This window comes from Citrobacter sp. 50677481, assembly GCF_001463265.1.
In the GTDB taxonomy this organism is placed as follows: Bacteria; Pseudomonadota; Gammaproteobacteria; order Enterobacterales; family Enterobacteriaceae; genus Citrobacter_A; species Citrobacter_A sedlakii.
Genome location: NZ_LNHZ01000047.1, coordinates 59,721 through 74,841, shown reverse-complemented (window position 1 = coordinate 74,841; position 15,121 = coordinate 59,721). Strand labels below are relative to the sequence as shown.

Genomic DNA, 15,121 nt, shown 5'->3' with positions numbered 1-15,121 from the left:
TATAGCGCCCACTATGGGCGCTAGTTTTAAGGATAAAAATCATGATTAGTTATGACCTGATCCGCGCGGAATATCTCGCAAAATATCGCGCTTATAAACTTGAATTAATCGACGACTTAAAAGCGCAACGTGACAAATTAAATTTTACGTTTTCTGATTTGCTTAACAGCAAAAGAGACTGTAAACGCAAACGTGAATATTTGCGCTTGTCTGAAATGATCGGAAAACTGCAAAACAGCATTTAAGCAATAGCGCCCACTATGGGCGCTTTTTTCGTTTCAAGATCCGCACACCATAACGCGCCATTGTTGGCGCGTTTTTTATTGTCTGAAGTCAGCCAAAACAGATCAAAAATAAGCGCCATAAACGCGCCAATTTAACGCGTTTTTATGTTGGTGGTACATACCCATTACCCACAATAAAAAACACGTTATAGCGCGTTTTACAGCGTTTTAGCGCGTGGATTATTTTGTCGTGTCGTGGGCGTGATCGTCTGGCGATAGCTGGCGACGTGATCCGCGCTATCCTTCGGGACGTGTCGGCAATGTTGGCGCTATCCGTGGGCGCTCGCGTATCATTGGCACGTTGGCGCGACGTGTACGCGCTTGCAGTGGTTTACCCACGGATTCACATAATCACATAGCGAAAGCTATCTGAATGGGTCAGGGGCTGTAACCCCACCAGCGCTACCCCAGCGCCCCCGCGATATTTTCTGGCAGGATTCTGGGCTTCTCCCGCTCAGTTTTCTACATAAAGGTAAACCCAGCCGTTTCCCGAAAATTCTCTGGCCGTTTCCCTTCGGTTCCCCGGACAGCTCTCTGACCGTTTCTGAAATTCCCTGCGGCAGCTGGTGGACGAAAAGAAAGGGGCGTTTCCAGCCCCTCCCCTCTTACTTGCCAGCCAGGATGTGAATGCGGTTCTTTCCGTACACCTCTTTCACGTATTCCCCGCACGAGACACTCCACGAGTCGATTCCTGCTTCGTAGGTGACGTTTTTGCACTTGATGGAATTGTTGGCGATACGCATCCCCTCCCCCACTGCTTCCTGTTCGCTGAAGTCGAACCCGGATTCTGTTTTAACCCATAGCGCGATCTGCGTGGCGAACTCGATGAGTTTTGACTGGCAGAAGCGACCGCTGCGCACCGGGAAGATGAATACGCCAAATCCGGAGGTGGAGACATACGCTTTCTCAAATACGCGTTTATGGCGACGGTTGCAGATAATGTCATTGGTGATCTGCTGTTTCTCTTTCCCGGACAGCTCGATGGTTACATTGTCACGCCAGGCGCCCAGCACGCTTTTCTCGTTATCAGAGAACGTCACAGAAATATGGCCATGCGCAGGGGTGTTAACAGTAGCGATAAAGTTCATGGTGATAATCCTTTAAACAACTTGTTTTCTAGTTGGTTTAATTATCGCTACGCGCATAAGGCGTCCAAGCGTTCTGTTCCGGCTGCTGGTGGCCGGCAGGGAGTCGGAGGGTTGTTCGGTAGCCTGGCGGTAAGAGGTGGGTGTTTTTAGCCTGCGGGAAACAGGATGGTCATTTAAGGCCACCAGCATGGGTGGCCTCGTTCTCTTAGTGGAGCAAACCGACGTCGATGGTATCGCCGGAGCCATCCACGCGGATCATCAGCATGGCGAAGGCATTTAATGGGTAGCCTGCGTGCCAATCCGGGAAGCGGTCATCGCGCATGAAGTCGGCAATGTCATAAACGCTGTCCTCAAAGCGGAAGAAGCGGGCATCACATTGTTCGTCCTGTTCAACGTGATCCATTTCCTGCTGTTCTTCCGGCGACAGGTCGAGCCAGGATTCCAGCCATACGTTTTCAGCTTTAGGGGAGATAGTGAAATCGGTCATGTGCATATCCTCCATGCGTAAACATCTTGTTTTCTTGTTGGTGTAATTATCGCAATGTGGATAAGGTATAAAACATTTTGTTATCGGGGATAAGAAAATGGCGCGGGATACGCGCCATTGCAGTGATTAAGCGAATACGCTTTCCGGGATGTGGTTTTCCAGGGGAATGTTAGATGCGATACGCAGACCGTATTGCCCAAGCCAGGTAGAATTCATGTTGAGACCTGAATCGAACACCTCCTCGGCCTGTACCATCATTTTTTCAAACATTTCTTTATTCCCTTCGCGGAAATAGGCAGCCAGTTTTAGCAAGACTGGATCTGACGCATTACTGACGCTCTGGTAGCCTACCGAGTAAACTGCTGTGTCCCCTTCGCCGGTGCGAATTAAGGTGCTGGTGTGTACATCACCTCCGATAGTCTCGCGCAGAACGACGGTTAATTTCGCGACTTTCTCGCCGGAGGCTTTCTCGGAAGCATAATGCAAATCCATCACAAGACTCTCACGTGAAACTGTCATTTTTATCTCCCTATAGTTGGTGGTTTTTATATTATTAAAATAGGTAGGTGCTTACAATACAAGCAAGCAAAAAAGCCCCGAAGGATGGACGGGGCTGTCGTAGGGTCGACTAATCGCTTTTGCACATGTCAGGCTGTCGCCAGGAAAGAGGCACGCTGGATTTCTTGCTGGGCGACTTTGTTCGCCTCCAGTAGCGCCTGTTCCAGCTCTCCTTCCGGCCAGATAATCTGTTTTGCCATCCACCCTTTCCCACTCTGGCGACGCACACTCATCACGTAACGCGCGCGGGAGCCATTGTCGAACGAGGCAATTGTCTCTTTAAACAGGCGAATGGCAGTACCGTTGGCGATGATATCGAGCAAAGTCAGTTGGCTCAGAACTGCTGGCTTCTCTTTACGTGGCTGTCCCGCGCTCAGTTTGGTAATCATCGCGTTTTTCATAACTATCTCCGTAAACAACTTGTTTTCTTGTTGGTGTAAATAATACAGAGCTGAAAACGGGATAGAACCAATCTATTCAGGGTGTACTCCATGAATAGGTGACTTCACTATCATTGGCGATACATGGAAATGGCACTTCAAAAACCCAGCCTTCTTCATCCAACTTTTTGTACATAAGGAGATCTTGCTTCATCAGGTATTCATTAAAGTGATAGTTGTCTCCGTCAGTCCCTTTCTTGTGCCAGACAATTTCGTCTCTCTTCAACTGAACAAGCGCAACGATATCTTCCTCAACCTCCGGCGCTGGCTGGCGGTCTTCCATATCGCGAATGACGAAACAGATTAAGAAACAGTCCCCGGTGTCAGGGTTGCTGGTGGTGTAGTAGTGCATTTGATTCTCCAGTTTTTAGTTTGGCCTCCAGTCTATTCGTTGTCGCATTTGGACAGGTCAAGTTTTTTTGGCCACCGTGCTGGTGGCCCCCACTCTTAATCTTCGTCGTCCGGGAACTCGATGTGTACCGCGTCCACCAGCTCCCGCTGTTCATCTTCACTGAGCAGATGCCAGATCTCCTTCCCTTTGGGTGATTCCCCTTCAGCCGGGACGAACGACCACAACTTGCGGTACAACTCCGGTCCCACAGCATCCAGACACTCAGCCAGGGAATCCACGCTCCACACCTCAACCATCACAGGCATCTTAATCATCTCTTCGCCCTCACTTCGTTTCTGACGTCGTGCAGTTCCACGCGACGGACATTGGGTTGTCCTCGATATGGAAATCAAACGTCCCTTCTCTATATCCTTCAGAGATGAGCGTCGCCACGCGACCAGCAACATCCTGGGAACGGATAACGTCATCGAGGGAGATCTCACACTCGGAGGACTCTTCCTCGCCACAGAGGGTGATGCTGATATTCAGATGCTTGTACATGTGTTTCTCCTTTGTCTAAACACGTTGTTTTCTTGTTGGTGTTATTATCGCAATAAGAAAACGGGGAAAAAGAATTCCTTAAAGGCTGATGTGCTTGTGCCGATTTATTGATATGTATGTATCTGGCTAACTCAGAGGGAATGTGATGAGCACTAAAGACTACACAGACGGGTACTTCAGCATCGACGCCGAGAGAGGCGAGTTGCTTCATGGCGGCATCACTGTCGGACGCGTCATTTTGGTTAACGGTCAGATTTACACAGAGCTGGACGATACCAGTTCAAACGCACCTGTCGTCTCCGGCCCCTTCGGGACAAGAGAAGAGGCGCTCGATGATTTGTGGGACAACAGGGACGATGCGAATCAGGGCAGTGAGATTTTCGAATAAACGTCCTCGGCGATTTCACCACCAAAACCCGTAACCCTTTACACTAGATCTGGCTTCCCGACATGAGCGTGCGAAGCTGATCTAGTCTCAATGCTCCACTGCGGGATTCACCAATTCCCGCACTATTCAGGTGAATGAGGAAAAGGCATACTCCCGCAGCCGTCCCTCGCTCTGAACCGGGATGTACCCGTTTCCCGACCGGCAGCCAGCCTTTCCCCGGTTCATATAGCGGGACTCCCACCGTTTCCCTGAAAACCTCCAGCCTTTCCCCTGCGGCGATGCCACCGTTCCTGAAAAGGGACATGACCTTTTCCCTGGATGGCCCGAAGGCTGACCGAAGGGGTGTATAGGGACGTTACGGGGAATGAAAACTATGGCTTGAATTTCTACGGAGAAAGTAGCGATACCCCTCTTTCCCTTCCCACTTATACCTCCAGTTAAATCTCTACGTATTTTCTCTCCTGTGGACGTGCAAGCCTTCCCCCTGATAACGCTCTATACGGCGAGTATTCCTTTGGGTGAAATGGGTGGTTTGTTCTCTCTACCGGCGTATGTGGTTTCGTTCTTCTTGAGGCGGTTCTTCTCTGTGTTTTCGTCTGGGTTGTTATCGTCGTTTTGGTGAGTGTTCTTCTCCGTGTATGGAGTAATGGCAGGTGCGCTTTTCTCTTCGTTTACGTGAAATGATGGAAGTGTGGGTAATGGCATTAGGGCGCTTTTATTGTTCTCCGCATATGAAGTAAAGGCGTTCCCTGCTATTCAGGAATTTGCGTTCTCTTCCGGGGTAATGGTGGGTAAGCGAGATTGTGACGGTTCCTGTTCTGGTCTGGGTTTGTCCGGGGTTTCGTTCTGGCTGCTCTTCTCCGTGTATTGGGTAATGGCGTGTAGAGGTTTGCGTGCGCGAGCTGCGTTCTCGGTTGCCTGGGGAGATTAGGTGGGTGGTCTGTAGCCTGAGGCAAAGAGGTGGGTATTTTCGGTAGCCTGACAGGAAGAGGTGGGTGTTTCCGGGATTTTGGGTAATGGCGTCGCTGGGTTTTTCTGTGGGTGTGGTTAACTTGTTTTCTTGTACCTGAAAACAACTTGTTTAGATGTCCAATATAACGCAACGGGAGCGCTTCTGAACGTGTCTGTTTTTTGGTGGTATCACGAGTCGTTTTTGACGTTTTGGTCGCAGGGAGATGGATTCTGGTGCGTAGGATTTTGGGTATAAGAGATGGCGTGCGTAAACGTCAACTTTTTAGACCAAATCAGGGGAAAACGTTGACTTTTCGTTGACGTGTTATTTATTTGTTTTCTTATGGGTGTAATTGGCTTAAATGCCTTGTCACGCCTGGGCTGGGGTAGGTTGGAGAGGTGGGGGAAGTGGCGATCAACGGACTCTTATAGAAATCCTCAATTTGTGACCGCCAATGTCAACGAGTTGCAGCCGTTAGTTGTTCAGATAGGCATCAGGAACGCGGACATAAAAGTTTCTGTCGCCGGTCAGTTCCAGAGTAACGTTAATGTCGTTGCCGTTATCCAGCGTAGCCGTCGCTTTATAGAACTTGTCTGTCACCTTGTCCTGAATTGTCACCTTCATACATTTCGGCGCAGTGGTTCCGTTATTCTCTTTCAGAATGGTCGTTACGAGAGGACAAGCCGCTTCTTCAAGAGCAACCTCTTCCTGGTGTGGGATACCGATGAAGATGTTACCAGCAAGCAACGCGACGATTACGATAAACGGAAGTCGACTGCCTTTTGTAACGGTGGCACGTTTCCAGAGATAGACCGGAAGGAGAAATACTCCCCACAGGATGGCCGGTGGTTCATACCCTGCATCAGACAATGCCATTCTGTCAGCCACCAGAAAGCCGAGTCCAGCGACTCCACCTATCACTATTGCATAATTCAAATACGCATCTGGCGGTGCTCCAAAGAAGAGAGGTAGTAAAGCTAGAAGCCACGCATAAGCATTATTCAGAGGTTTTGTTTGTTGGTTCTGGGTTTCCATCACATCCATTCCATCAGATTAAAAAAGCGGTCATATGTTACCATTTTTCCTCGCTTATATGACCTGATTACTCAACGGGTGGGCGATCACCAATACCATGCAGGCAGCCCATCCACCAGCTCGGCGTCGCAATCGAAGTGAACCGCGTCAAAGCCGGCAACCACTATGGTCTGTATGTTGGAGATCGTCTCTTCGGAAATGCCGTACTCACGCAACTCTTCTTTCCAGTCATTGCCTCGCATTCCAGCACGAACAATCCAGCCATACTGTGTACCGTGTACCCAATTCAACCCGCGATCAGAAAGTGGGTCGAAGCAGGCAATGGGTAGCCGTTCTGAATCCGCTGCCGTTACGTGGGCGGTGCTGATCACCGCCGTCTTATACGATTCGGTGATTTTCAGCATCATGCCTTCTCCTTCGGAAACAGAGTGTCGGCCGTGTCGGAGATGACGTCCCAATTCACGCCGACGTTGGCGTCATGGCACTCTTTGATTTTTCGCAAAACCTGAATGCACTGTTCGTCAGTCAGGTCTGGTCGCACTTCACCTACATCTTCCTTGTGCCACATCACCATCAGCAGCGGCTCGTCTTCTGGGTAGTTCTCCAGCTTTTCGATGATGTCTTTTGCGGTTCCGAGCATGATTAACCCCTTAAACAATTTGTTTTCCTGTTGGTGTTATTATCTCAAATAACAAAAGGCAGAAAACAAGATGTTTAAGGGATGATTAGGTGAGTTTGAAGTCGTCTATGTCATCAACAAACTCCATATACCTGGCTTCGACACTCGACAATCTGATCAGATACGCAAGCCCGTAACTAAGTGAAGTGGGTTGCTCCAGCACAAATTCGAACCCATCATCATGCGTTTTACCAAGCCAGAATCCCCCACCGTATTCTTTTTCACGTTGGAAGAAAACGAACTGTCCTGGTATCAGGTGTTTGAGTGCTTCGCCTCTATAGACGATCTCATATTTGGAATTTTTGCTGCCCATTTTTCCCGCCCCACAACACTGTATAAATAAACAGTAGTAATTATTGCAGTACCGGTCAACTTTGCTGGTTAAGGGAATAACAAGGTGGTGAAAACAATTTGTTTCGGCACTTGAGATTTTGCAAATCGCACATACATGGAAAACGGCAATTATTGAAACCTGATTTGCCCCATGTGAAAGGAGGAAACGATGAAGACCTATGATCGCAACCGTAACGCTATCACTACCGGCAGCCGAGTGATGGTGGCAACGAATGGTGCAACGGGAGTCATCAAGGAAATCTGCGGAGAGGGCAAATCAGAAGAACAATTACGCCGTTCTGACTGCGTATCTATCGAAGGTGTGGAGGGTCTGTTCTGCCCAATGGATTTGGTTCGCTTAGGGTTCCACTAATTTCACCAACCAGAAAACAAATTGTTTAAGGCCACAATAGTGGCCTTAAATTTACTTACGGCACAGCGGTAATCAGATCGCAAATGCCTGTTTTAGTTAAATCACTATTCAGCTTCTGAAAATTAGCATTCAAAAGCGCGGTATGTATACGATTCTCAAGCTCAAAGAAAAGGTCGATCTTGCCCTCTTTTGCAGCGTGCTTCTTCCAGACATTTACCTGGTCATCGGCCATACGACTGGCGCAGGTGAACAAGAACGAGCTACCTCGTGGAAGAGATGTTGTGCTGTAGTACTCACCATCAACTTCAATATACTTGGCCCGGAACGACTCCAGAGTTAGCTCATTACCGCTCTTGACCGGCTTTGTGTCTGTCTTTTCCCGAACTTCAGGCTGTTTCTGCACCTGCTTCGGTGTCTCATTGGCCAGCGATGTACTGGCCGAGCCACCCAACCCCTTGAGTCCATTAATTTGGATAAGATAAGCCAGCTCAAGAGCCTTATCATCAGTGAGTTTTCCACGCATATTTATCCACTGACGTTGAACCGTCTTTAGGGTGTCTGCATCCCCCGGGTTCGCTTTGAGAGCAATAGAATAGGTAGAGCTAAGTTGTTCATCTAATTTTGACAGGCGTTCGTTATCGCAGATTTTGTGTTCGATTTCTGTCGAAGCCTTTTGGCAGTCGAAGCTGGCTGCAAATGCAGCTGGCGATGCCACCAACAATGATGCCAGTAGGATATTTTTCATATTCACTCCATAAATATAAAAGCGCCTGACTATAACACTTAACCGACTGCTTCTCTCGCTTGATCGTCAAGCGCTTTCAGCCCATCACGTACCGCGTTCACGATACGTTCCAGGTATTGGTATCTGGGGTTTGGCACCGTTGGCCAACCGGCATACCACGGATCGTCACCAAACAGACTCAGCAGTTCGTTGCCGACACCGAAACAGCAGCAACTTTCTTTTACGTCATCAGCGTTTTCTGCCTCGTCCCACATATTGCGGGCCTGTTCTGCGTCGATTTCTCTCTCCCTGCGCAACTTTATGATTTCGGACTTTACGAAAAGCAGGTTTGCGTCGTTGTTATCGTCGACCGTACTCAGCAATTGAGGGTCGAGGCAACCAATCAAATAATCGTTGCTCACTCTCTTAATAAACGTCTGCACGTCATCCCCGCCCATCGCGAACCAGGCAGCAGTCCATGCTTTCCCATAGCAGGTAATGGTGACTCTTCCCTTGCCCGGCTCGTAGTTTTCAATCATTACGCGTACCGGGTCGAGACGCTCCAGATCCGTCAGCACAAAGGAAAGAACATCTATTTTTTCGACCTTCATGCAGCCTCCCACGCGTTCCAGATCAGCGCTTTGTGTTTTTCATAACGTTTGGTGTGTACCGGTTGCAGACTGGCAATGCCTTTCGTCACCATCGCCCGGGCGTTTATCAGCAACGAATGCTCTATGCCTTTTTTCTCCAGGTACTCGACAACACCGGCATCGGCACCAATCTCCTTGCCGTCAAAGAGTACGGCCAGCATCAGCTCTTTCTCTGCGAGGTAGATGGCTGAAAACTCAGGGTCGCGACTCACGATAGAAGAGGTATTGTCCAGCAGGTCAGCCAGCTTGATCATGCGCGTCTGCATGTCGAGGCTTTGCTCCAGCTCCCGGACGTTGATGATGAAGCGCTGTATTCGATTGCCGTCTTCTGGTCTGGCAATGTTGGTCAGAGCCAGAACCATTTCGGCTACGTGCTCACCGAAGTGCTCACGAACCATCTCTATGGTGACATGGGTGTCTTCGACCACATCATGCAGCAGCGCCGCGATCTGCATCTCCACGGTTCCACCATGCCAGGCAACAATCTCGCGGACAGCAACCGGGTGGTTGATGTAGTCTTCACCGGTATATTTTCTTTTCTGGCCAACGCCGCCATGAGCGCCAGCGGCAAACATATGGGCTTTGGAAATACGGGACATTCTTAACTCCGTTGTTTTCTGGATGTGGTTATTTTCACAGATAAGAAAAGGTAGAAAACAAATTATTAAAGGCCACAATAGTGGCCTTCATTTACTCAGCGATAAGCGATCCAATCATCGCCTGTAGCTCTCGTTCTTTTTCTTTGGCTACGCGGAGTAATTCGGCATTTACATGACGTTGCAGCTTATCCATTACACGGAACGACGGACGGCGCATGACGCTCTCGTCGATGGCTTTGGTATTCAAGCTAATAAGATGCCCGAAGTGGTTGAAGCCAGCCCCGACGAACACTTCATATAGCTGGGCGTCGCGCTCAAACAGAGCTATCCCATTTCGCACCTCAAGCAGCGTTCCTTCCTCAATAAGCTTATCCAGCGCCTTATCCCAGACCGGACAAAAGCGATAATTGAAACCTTCCAGTAATGCTGTAAAAAACAGCGAAACGGCATTACCCAACTTCATAGTTACTCTTCCTTACTCCTTGCTCTGTTAGCCTGCACTTCCTTAGCCAGCTCGTAGGTAATTTTGCACGGCACAATCATCGCCCAGCCTTTTTCGTGGCTGTTAATCACCTGCTGAACATGGCCGTCTGTAATGGGCAGATCCGGCAACTGTTTAAAAACTTCCATCTGCTCATGGATATGCAGAAACCACCTTGCCAGCTCCATCTGCTCACCGCGGGTGAGGGGATTATCCAGCGGGGACTTAACAAAAGCAGAGACGCGCTCGACAAGCAGATCATTCATGCCGAGCACCTCTCTGCTTTCTCTTGCAATTCGCGGACATACTCGACCAAAGAGCCGCCTGGTGGGATCTGGCATTCCTCAACTAACTGGAAGTAGATGTCTGCGGCCGCGCGTGTGTTCGAGCCTTTGTTTAGCTGCTCTTCGCGCAGCGCATCACGTTCGTTGATCAAACGAACACACTCGCCGTTACGCTGATAAACAACGGCCTCAAGTTCAGCGATACGTTCGCCTGGCGTCTTGCCTTCTTTGCGCTGGATGGTGACGGTAAACTCGCCCATTTCAGGAACGTTGTACCCCAGCTCCAGGTAGCTTCTAGCGCCGCTGCGGACGAACTCACCTGCGAACATGGTGGCAAACATCGCAGAGGCCATTTCTCCTTTGAAAAGCGACTCCAGATCTAACGGAGTGCCGGCAGACAGAGCCTCTTTTGCTGTGTCCATTGCGTCCATGAACCGGTCGAACTCATTGGCGCGTTTCTCAAGGTCTCTCCACTGCTGGCTCCAACGGCGTGCCAGATGTTCGATAAAAACCTGCGCCGATTCATCAAAGTTACCTTCGAACGTCACAAGCTCCTTGTCGATTTTGATGGTTCCGGCAGGCGTTCCTTCGTTCCCCTGTAGCACTAAATTAAATGGCAGCTTCGCCTGATTAACGCTGGCGAATGTAATTCTCGATTTTTCGCTCATGTGTTTACCTCTGATAAAGTGGCTCTATTCTTACACAAATTAGGTAAGTATTTACCTATCATTTTGCACGCTTGAAAACGTATACGCTGACAGTGATTCCGGTGTCTTCAAACTCGTCAGTAAACGACTTCCCTTTGGCATAAACGTAATTATCCAGCGACATCCAGTTCAGAACTGGCGCATCACCCGGCAGTACAGCCACCAGTCGCCCGCCGACTTTAAGATGCTCCAGCGCGGCCAGCGTATGCTCTCTGTGACGGCCAAGAGAGTAGGGCGGGTTCATGACGATTTTGTCGAACTGATAGCCTGCGTTGTCCTCAGACCACTTCATGAAGTCACAGCAGACCGTATTTGTGTACCCCTTGCCAAGCAGGATATCAGCGAAGAGAGGTGCGACTTCTATGCAGGTAACGTCTTCCGGATTGGCGTCGATGCAGGCCAACAGATCTCCGCGCCCGGCTTCAGGCTCCAGCAGCTTCTCACCTGGCTTCAGCTCGATGGCTCTGGCAACGTACTCCGCTATCAAACGTGGGGTAGGGTAGAACTGGTGTGATTTTGTATCCGGTATTAAGCCGGTGGCCACAATCGTATTGAGCGTATGGCCGATCTCATACGGGAACTGCCAGTGCTTTTTCTCCTGCACGCCGCCAATGAAGTTCATTGTGCGCTCAAGCTCTTCCACCTGTGACTTCTGTAGGTTGGAATCAGAGAAGTACCAGACGCCTTTGTCTTTGCTGAATCGCCCGTCGCGCAGCGCGGTACGAACCGGCTCGGAGATCGTCTTCTGGATTAACCCGAACTCTTTTGGTGCCCGTGTTTTGGGTGCAGTACGGCATGGCGCCGGGATTGCTGCAGGCATACTGTAAGCCAGCACCTCATTCAGCTTCCAGGCCACGTCAGGATGTATTTCAAAGTGAACGTTGCCGTTCTTGAACATCTTCACGCGCATCAGGTTTCCGTCGACATTCATCCAGTCACCGGTCTGGCAGTCGTTTGCCCGGTACGCAGCAGATAGCATCTCAGTTGTGCGGTTGATGGTGATGAACTCTTTGTGCGCGAAGAAATGAAGCATGACGCGCAGGTCGTCGATGTAGTCCTCTTTTCGGTAGTTCACGCTGACGCTGTCCCGCCAGAACTCGGAAATGCAGTTGGCGATGATCAGACGCTCGCTAAAGCCGTTCGTCTTATTGGTCTTGTGGGCAGGACTCAGCGCTTTAAACAAGCCATACACGCGCTCAGAGAGATATTTGTGCCTGTCATTCAGCAGATTGAGCATCGTGGGGATGACCGTTTCTGCTTTGAACTCCGGCACACCAACGAACTCCTTAACCTTCATCTGGTAGCCGGTTCTGTCAGTCCTGATGGTCTCCTGCTTGCCCTCGATGAACTGCTCCCGCCACTCGTCGCGGCGGGAAGCTGGCATGATCAGCAGAACGTTTGTCATATCCGTGACCTTCTTCCAGTACTCGGCCCAGATATTCTGTTTCACCCATTCAAGGTCGACCTTATCCAGCCAGGCTCTGTTAAAGCGTGTGCGCTCGTCATCCGGCCGGTGGTTGAGTCGCAGCAGGCGGTTAATCATGTTGTGGCGTTCGTCGCCATAAACGAAGTCGTGAACCTGATGCATGAATGCGATCTCTTTCTCGCACTCGGCCACAATTTCGTGGATGACGTTCATTTCCTGCCGGTAGTCGATATCAGTGTTTGGGGTGATAGCGTCAATGATGGAAAGGGCTGTATTCATGATTGCACCATTAAATAAATTGTTTTCTTGTTGGTGTTATTTTCCCAAAGTTGAAAAGGCGTAAAAGCAGCATTCACAGGCGTTGCAGCTGATTTAAGGCGTAAAAAAGGGGGCTTTCGCCCCCTGTCGGCAGGTGAGATATTAGTGGTGTACGTGCTGCGTTTTGTGCGGCTGTTTGTTCAGGTCGTGGCGATGGGTCAGCTCGCGCATCATGTCTTCAAGACGGCTCTTGGTGTCGTCAAGCTGGTCGGCCATTGCCCCCAGCATCTGGCGAACGGCCATCGGATCGTCGCTGTTCAGCTCAGGCATTTTGAACCCAGCCTGGGAAGACATCAGTTTGAAGGCGGCCAGCAACATCGCCAGAGAAGACTTCAGCCCGGCGATTTCACGATCTTTGCTGGCGTTGGTTTCATCTGCCTTGACTGAATCCGGTGAGCACTTCGGCTTGCTTACCATTTCCAGCGTTGCCTGAAGTTTGTCGGCGCGTTCTTTCTCTTCCAGATACGCTTCGCCGAAATGACGCGCCAGCATCACAATTTCAATCGGATCATCAATCATGCTTGAGAACTTGAGAACGCTGAAAAGGCGGTCGATAGGGGAGGCGTCGTCTTCGTGACCAACCACAAGACCCATGATCTCAACCAGTTCGGCCGCACCAACTTTTTTAATCACGCTTTCAACTTTGGCATTAGTTTTTTTGCATTTTTCGCACATGTGTTTTTTCCTTATGTTTTTAAACAAGTTGTTTTCTCGATTGCGTTATTGTGGCGTGACTGAAAAGGTGGGCAAACGCTACGTAAAGGCGGACGCCCACACTGACGGTTAATGAAGACGTTTGGATTCCTTCATTTCACGTTCGACATGCTCACGACACGGCTCATACTCAATGGCGCTGGCGGTAATTTTCCCGGCAGCAATTAGCTTCACGGCAGCAAAGCAAAGTCCTTTAAAGGTGAACTTGGCCTGGTTGCGTCCGTTTCCGATGACAACGTTTTTGCCATATCCGCGGTCAATGAAGATCTTGAGGAACTGGCGGTTAACAGTGATGTATTTGCGCTTAACGTACACATCACCCAGCGAGTCCATCAGCGCACCCAGAACAGCCCCGGACGTTCCGAGAATGCGACCAGCTTCATTCAGCCCATAAAGCTCATCAGCAGTGCCGCAAATGGTGTCCATGAGAATGGCTTTTGGTTTTGCGTTAGATAGTGCAACGCCTAACGCCTCGTTCTCTTTCTCCAGACGCTCGTTTTCCTCGACCTGGTGTAACAAATGAACCAGAGCTTCTTTATAGGTACGTGGAATAGCAGGCGTTCCGCGGTCGGCAAACATGGACTCAAGCTCTCTCCACCGATCAACAAGGCGTGCGGTAAATTCAGGAGAAAGCTGCGCCACGACAACGATGCTGTCGCGTTTACCCTGTTCGGCTTCGAACAAGTAAAACGTAGCCGGACGCCCGGCAGTGGGCTTTTCCACCATTGGTGGAAAAGTAATAACGCCGGATTTAGCGAGTCTTTTAATGGTGCGTTTTACGCTGTCATGGCGACTGCCGACCATTTCGGCGATCTCCTGACTGGTCATCGATGGTTTGGCGTGTAAGCCTGTAGTGGTGGGAGTGTGTGCGGTTGCCTCAAACATACATTCTCCATTCAGTGTAAAAAGGGCCGTCAGTGGCCCTTGTTGTTAACTCTCATTGGTTAATTGGCTAAACAATTTGTTTTAACAGTGCCGAAAAGGGATTCAGCATCAAAAGAACCCGAGAATGCTGCCCACCGGAACAACGAAAATGCCCACGACACGCGCAAGCGTCATTCCGGCATCAAACTGAAGATCGCCACCGTTCACGAGTTTCACCAGATTCATGATCCAGCCACCAAGCAGAAAAATGGTGAGGCCAACAATCATCGCGGTGACTTTCTGGAAGCTCCATTTCATGCAATAGCCTCAGTCACAGCAGAAGGAAGATCCGGAGTTGCAGGTCGAGCTGGAATCGTGTCCAGCAGCATCCCATCCAGAGAGACAGGAGGTCGTTCTGGCAGGGGTGTCGTCTGCAAGGTTGTGGTGGAAGTAGTTGTGTCCGGTATCAACAGACTCTGACCGGCTGGCACGGCTACCGCTGCCAGGGTTGCTAAAATTACTCCATAGGCCATTGGCTTCAGTCGATTTCGTTGAAAATTTTCCATGAGAACTGTCCTTGTGTGCCTTGGATTCACGCAACACACGAGAGGCGACGGAATCACGCACCTTCTCCATGCCTACTGTCGCGCCCAGATTTGCTATGGCGGTAGCTTGCGCATCAATGCGCTTCTCCAGCTCAAACACTCGTTCTTCCAGTTCCGCAAGGCGTGCAGAAACACGACCGCTAAACAGCTCGGCCAGAACCAGGCGAATTGAACGGGGACGTTTATTGAAAGAAGTGAAAGGCGTTTGACGTGCCATTTGGATTCCATTCAGTGTCAGAA

The 15,121-nt window shown here is 49.9% G+C and carries 25 protein-coding genes; 3 read left to right on the top strand and 22 right to left on the bottom strand.

Features of this window, described 5'->3' with window-relative positions; translation table 11 throughout:
* Window positions 1–41 precede the first annotated feature (41 nt).
* Window positions 42–245, top strand: a complete 204-nt coding sequence (locus APU02_RS11310) for a hypothetical protein (protein ID WP_047722185.1) — start codon at window positions 42–44, stop codon at window positions 243–245.
* Window positions 246–889: 644 nt separating this feature from the next.
* Here APU02_RS11310 and APU02_RS11305 read toward each other — a convergent pair.
* The 7 genes from APU02_RS11305 to APU02_RS11275 all read right to left on the bottom strand — a co-directional run bounded on the left by APU02_RS11305 (window position 890) and on the right by APU02_RS11275 (window position 3,749).
* Window positions 890–1,372, bottom strand: a complete 483-nt coding sequence (locus APU02_RS11305) for a hypothetical protein (RefSeq protein ID WP_047722184.1) — start codon at window positions 1,370–1,372, stop codon at window positions 890–892.
* Between the two features lie 205 nt (window positions 1,373–1,577).
* Window positions 1,578–1,859 carry a hypothetical protein gene (locus tag APU02_RS11300; protein WP_023180884.1) on the bottom strand — a complete coding sequence of 94 codons (282 nt, stop codon included), beginning with the start codon at window positions 1,857–1,859 and terminating at the stop codon, window positions 1,578–1,580.
* Between the two features lie 126 nt (window positions 1,860–1,985).
* Window positions 1,986–2,378, bottom strand: a complete 393-nt coding sequence (locus APU02_RS11295; RefSeq protein WP_000218787.1) for a hypothetical protein — start codon at window positions 2,376–2,378, stop codon at window positions 1,986–1,988.
* Window positions 2,379–2,506: 128 nt separating this feature from the next.
* The gene (locus APU02_RS11290) at window positions 2,507–2,818 is read right to left on the bottom strand and encodes a hypothetical protein (RefSeq protein ID WP_047722183.1); all 312 of its coding nucleotides are present in this window, start codon (window positions 2,816–2,818) and stop codon (window positions 2,507–2,509) included.
* Between the two features lie 76 nt (window positions 2,819–2,894).
* Window positions 2,895–3,209 carry a hypothetical protein gene (locus APU02_RS11285; RefSeq protein WP_047722182.1) on the bottom strand — a complete coding sequence of 105 codons (315 nt, stop codon included), beginning with the start codon at window positions 3,207–3,209 and terminating at the stop codon, window positions 2,895–2,897.
* A gap of 95 nt (window positions 3,210–3,304) precedes the next feature.
* On the bottom strand, window positions 3,305–3,520 hold the full coding sequence (locus tag APU02_RS11280) for a hypothetical protein (RefSeq protein ID WP_164708971.1): 216 nt from the start codon (window positions 3,518–3,520) through the stop codon (window positions 3,305–3,307).
* Window positions 3,521–3,533: 13 nt separating this feature from the next.
* On the bottom strand, window positions 3,534–3,749 hold the full coding sequence (locus APU02_RS11275) for a hypothetical protein (protein WP_023180886.1): 216 nt from the start codon (window positions 3,747–3,749) through the stop codon (window positions 3,534–3,536).
* 145 nt (window positions 3,750–3,894) lie between these two features.
* On the opposite strand from APU02_RS11275, the gene APU02_RS11270 reads away from it, so the two are divergent.
* Window positions 3,895–4,137, top strand: a complete 243-nt coding sequence (locus tag APU02_RS11270) for a hypothetical protein (RefSeq protein WP_047722181.1) — start codon at window positions 3,895–3,897, stop codon at window positions 4,135–4,137.
* A gap of 1,426 nt (window positions 4,138–5,563) precedes the next feature.
* Here the strand turns inward: APU02_RS11270 and APU02_RS11260 are convergent.
* The 4 genes from APU02_RS11260 to APU02_RS11245 form a co-directional block, all read right to left on the bottom strand.
* The gene (locus APU02_RS11260; protein ID WP_047722268.1) at window positions 5,564–6,124 is read right to left on the bottom strand and encodes a hypothetical protein; all 561 of its coding nucleotides are present in this window, start codon (window positions 6,122–6,124) and stop codon (window positions 5,564–5,566) included.
* A gap of 86 nt (window positions 6,125–6,210) precedes the next feature.
* Window positions 6,211–6,531, bottom strand: coding sequence for a hypothetical protein (locus APU02_RS11255; protein ID WP_047722267.1), 321 nt, complete (start codon window positions 6,529–6,531; stop codon window positions 6,211–6,213).
* Window positions 6,528–6,764: a hypothetical protein gene (locus tag APU02_RS11250; RefSeq protein WP_047722266.1), complete on the bottom strand. Its 237-nt coding sequence runs from the start codon at window positions 6,762–6,764 to the stop codon at window positions 6,528–6,530. Before APU02_RS11250 ends, APU02_RS11255 begins: the two co-directional genes overlap by 4 nt.
* Window positions 6,765–6,849: 85 nt before the next feature.
* Window positions 6,850–7,116, bottom strand: coding sequence for a hypothetical protein (locus tag APU02_RS11245; RefSeq protein ID WP_047722265.1), 267 nt, complete (start codon window positions 7,114–7,116; stop codon window positions 6,850–6,852).
* Window positions 7,117–7,305: 189 nt separating this feature from the next.
* Here APU02_RS11245 and ydfZ point away from each other — a divergent pair, with 189 nt between their 5' ends.
* On the top strand, window positions 7,306–7,509 hold the full coding sequence (gene ydfZ, locus APU02_RS11240) for a putative selenium delivery protein YdfZ (RefSeq protein ID WP_006812537.1): 204 nt from the start codon (window positions 7,306–7,308) through the stop codon (window positions 7,507–7,509).
* Window positions 7,510–7,564: 55 nt separating this feature from the next.
* On the opposite strand, the gene APU02_RS11235 is transcribed toward ydfZ, so the two are convergent.
* The 11 genes from APU02_RS11235 to APU02_RS25135 form a co-directional block, all read right to left on the bottom strand.
* The gene (locus APU02_RS11235; protein WP_047722264.1) at window positions 7,565–8,254 is read right to left on the bottom strand and encodes a lysozyme inhibitor LprI family protein; all 690 of its coding nucleotides are present in this window, start codon (window positions 8,252–8,254) and stop codon (window positions 7,565–7,567) included.
* A 38-nt stretch (window positions 8,255–8,292) separates the two neighbouring features.
* A complete protein-coding gene (locus APU02_RS11230; protein ID WP_047722263.1) occupies window positions 8,293–8,844 on the bottom strand; it encodes a hypothetical protein in 552 nt (183 codons plus the stop codon).
* A complete protein-coding gene (locus APU02_RS11225; RefSeq protein ID WP_000086990.1) occupies window positions 8,841–9,482 on the bottom strand; it encodes an HD domain-containing protein in 642 nt (213 codons plus the stop codon). Before APU02_RS11225 ends, APU02_RS11230 begins: the two co-directional genes overlap by 4 nt.
* Before the next feature lie 91 nt (window positions 9,483–9,573).
* On the bottom strand, window positions 9,574–9,945 hold the full coding sequence (locus APU02_RS11220) for a hypothetical protein (protein WP_047722262.1): 372 nt from the start codon (window positions 9,943–9,945) through the stop codon (window positions 9,574–9,576).
* A gap of 2 nt (window positions 9,946–9,947) precedes the next feature.
* Window positions 9,948–10,229, bottom strand: a complete 282-nt coding sequence (locus tag APU02_RS11215; protein WP_006812541.1) for a hypothetical protein — start codon at window positions 10,227–10,229, stop codon at window positions 9,948–9,950.
* The gene (locus APU02_RS11210; protein WP_047722261.1) at window positions 10,226–10,915 is read right to left on the bottom strand and encodes a hypothetical protein; all 690 of its coding nucleotides are present in this window, start codon (window positions 10,913–10,915) and stop codon (window positions 10,226–10,228) included. The genes APU02_RS11215 and APU02_RS11210 overlap by 4 nt, the downstream gene beginning before the upstream one ends.
* Before the next feature lie 58 nt (window positions 10,916–10,973).
* Window positions 10,974–12,659 carry a DUF4942 domain-containing protein gene (locus APU02_RS11205; RefSeq protein ID WP_047722260.1) on the bottom strand — a complete coding sequence of 562 codons (1,686 nt, stop codon included), beginning with the start codon at window positions 12,657–12,659 and terminating at the stop codon, window positions 10,974–10,976.
* A gap of 141 nt (window positions 12,660–12,800) precedes the next feature.
* Window positions 12,801–13,373, bottom strand: a complete 573-nt coding sequence (locus APU02_RS11200; RefSeq protein WP_047722259.1) for a hypothetical protein — start codon at window positions 13,371–13,373, stop codon at window positions 12,801–12,803.
* A gap of 108 nt (window positions 13,374–13,481) precedes the next feature.
* Entirely contained in the window at window positions 13,482–14,297 is an 816-nt protein-coding gene (locus APU02_RS11195; protein WP_060570067.1) for a Rha family transcriptional regulator, read from the bottom strand.
* Between the two features lie 108 nt (window positions 14,298–14,405).
* Window positions 14,406–14,594 carry a hypothetical protein gene (locus tag APU02_RS11190; protein ID WP_047722256.1) on the bottom strand — a complete coding sequence of 63 codons (189 nt, stop codon included), beginning with the start codon at window positions 14,592–14,594 and terminating at the stop codon, window positions 14,406–14,408.
* Window positions 14,595–14,603: 9 nt separating this feature from the next.
* A complete protein-coding gene (locus tag APU02_RS25135; RefSeq protein ID WP_072197110.1) occupies window positions 14,604–15,098 on the bottom strand; it encodes a hypothetical protein in 495 nt (164 codons plus the stop codon).
* Between the last annotated feature and the right edge of the window lie 23 nt (window positions 15,099–15,121).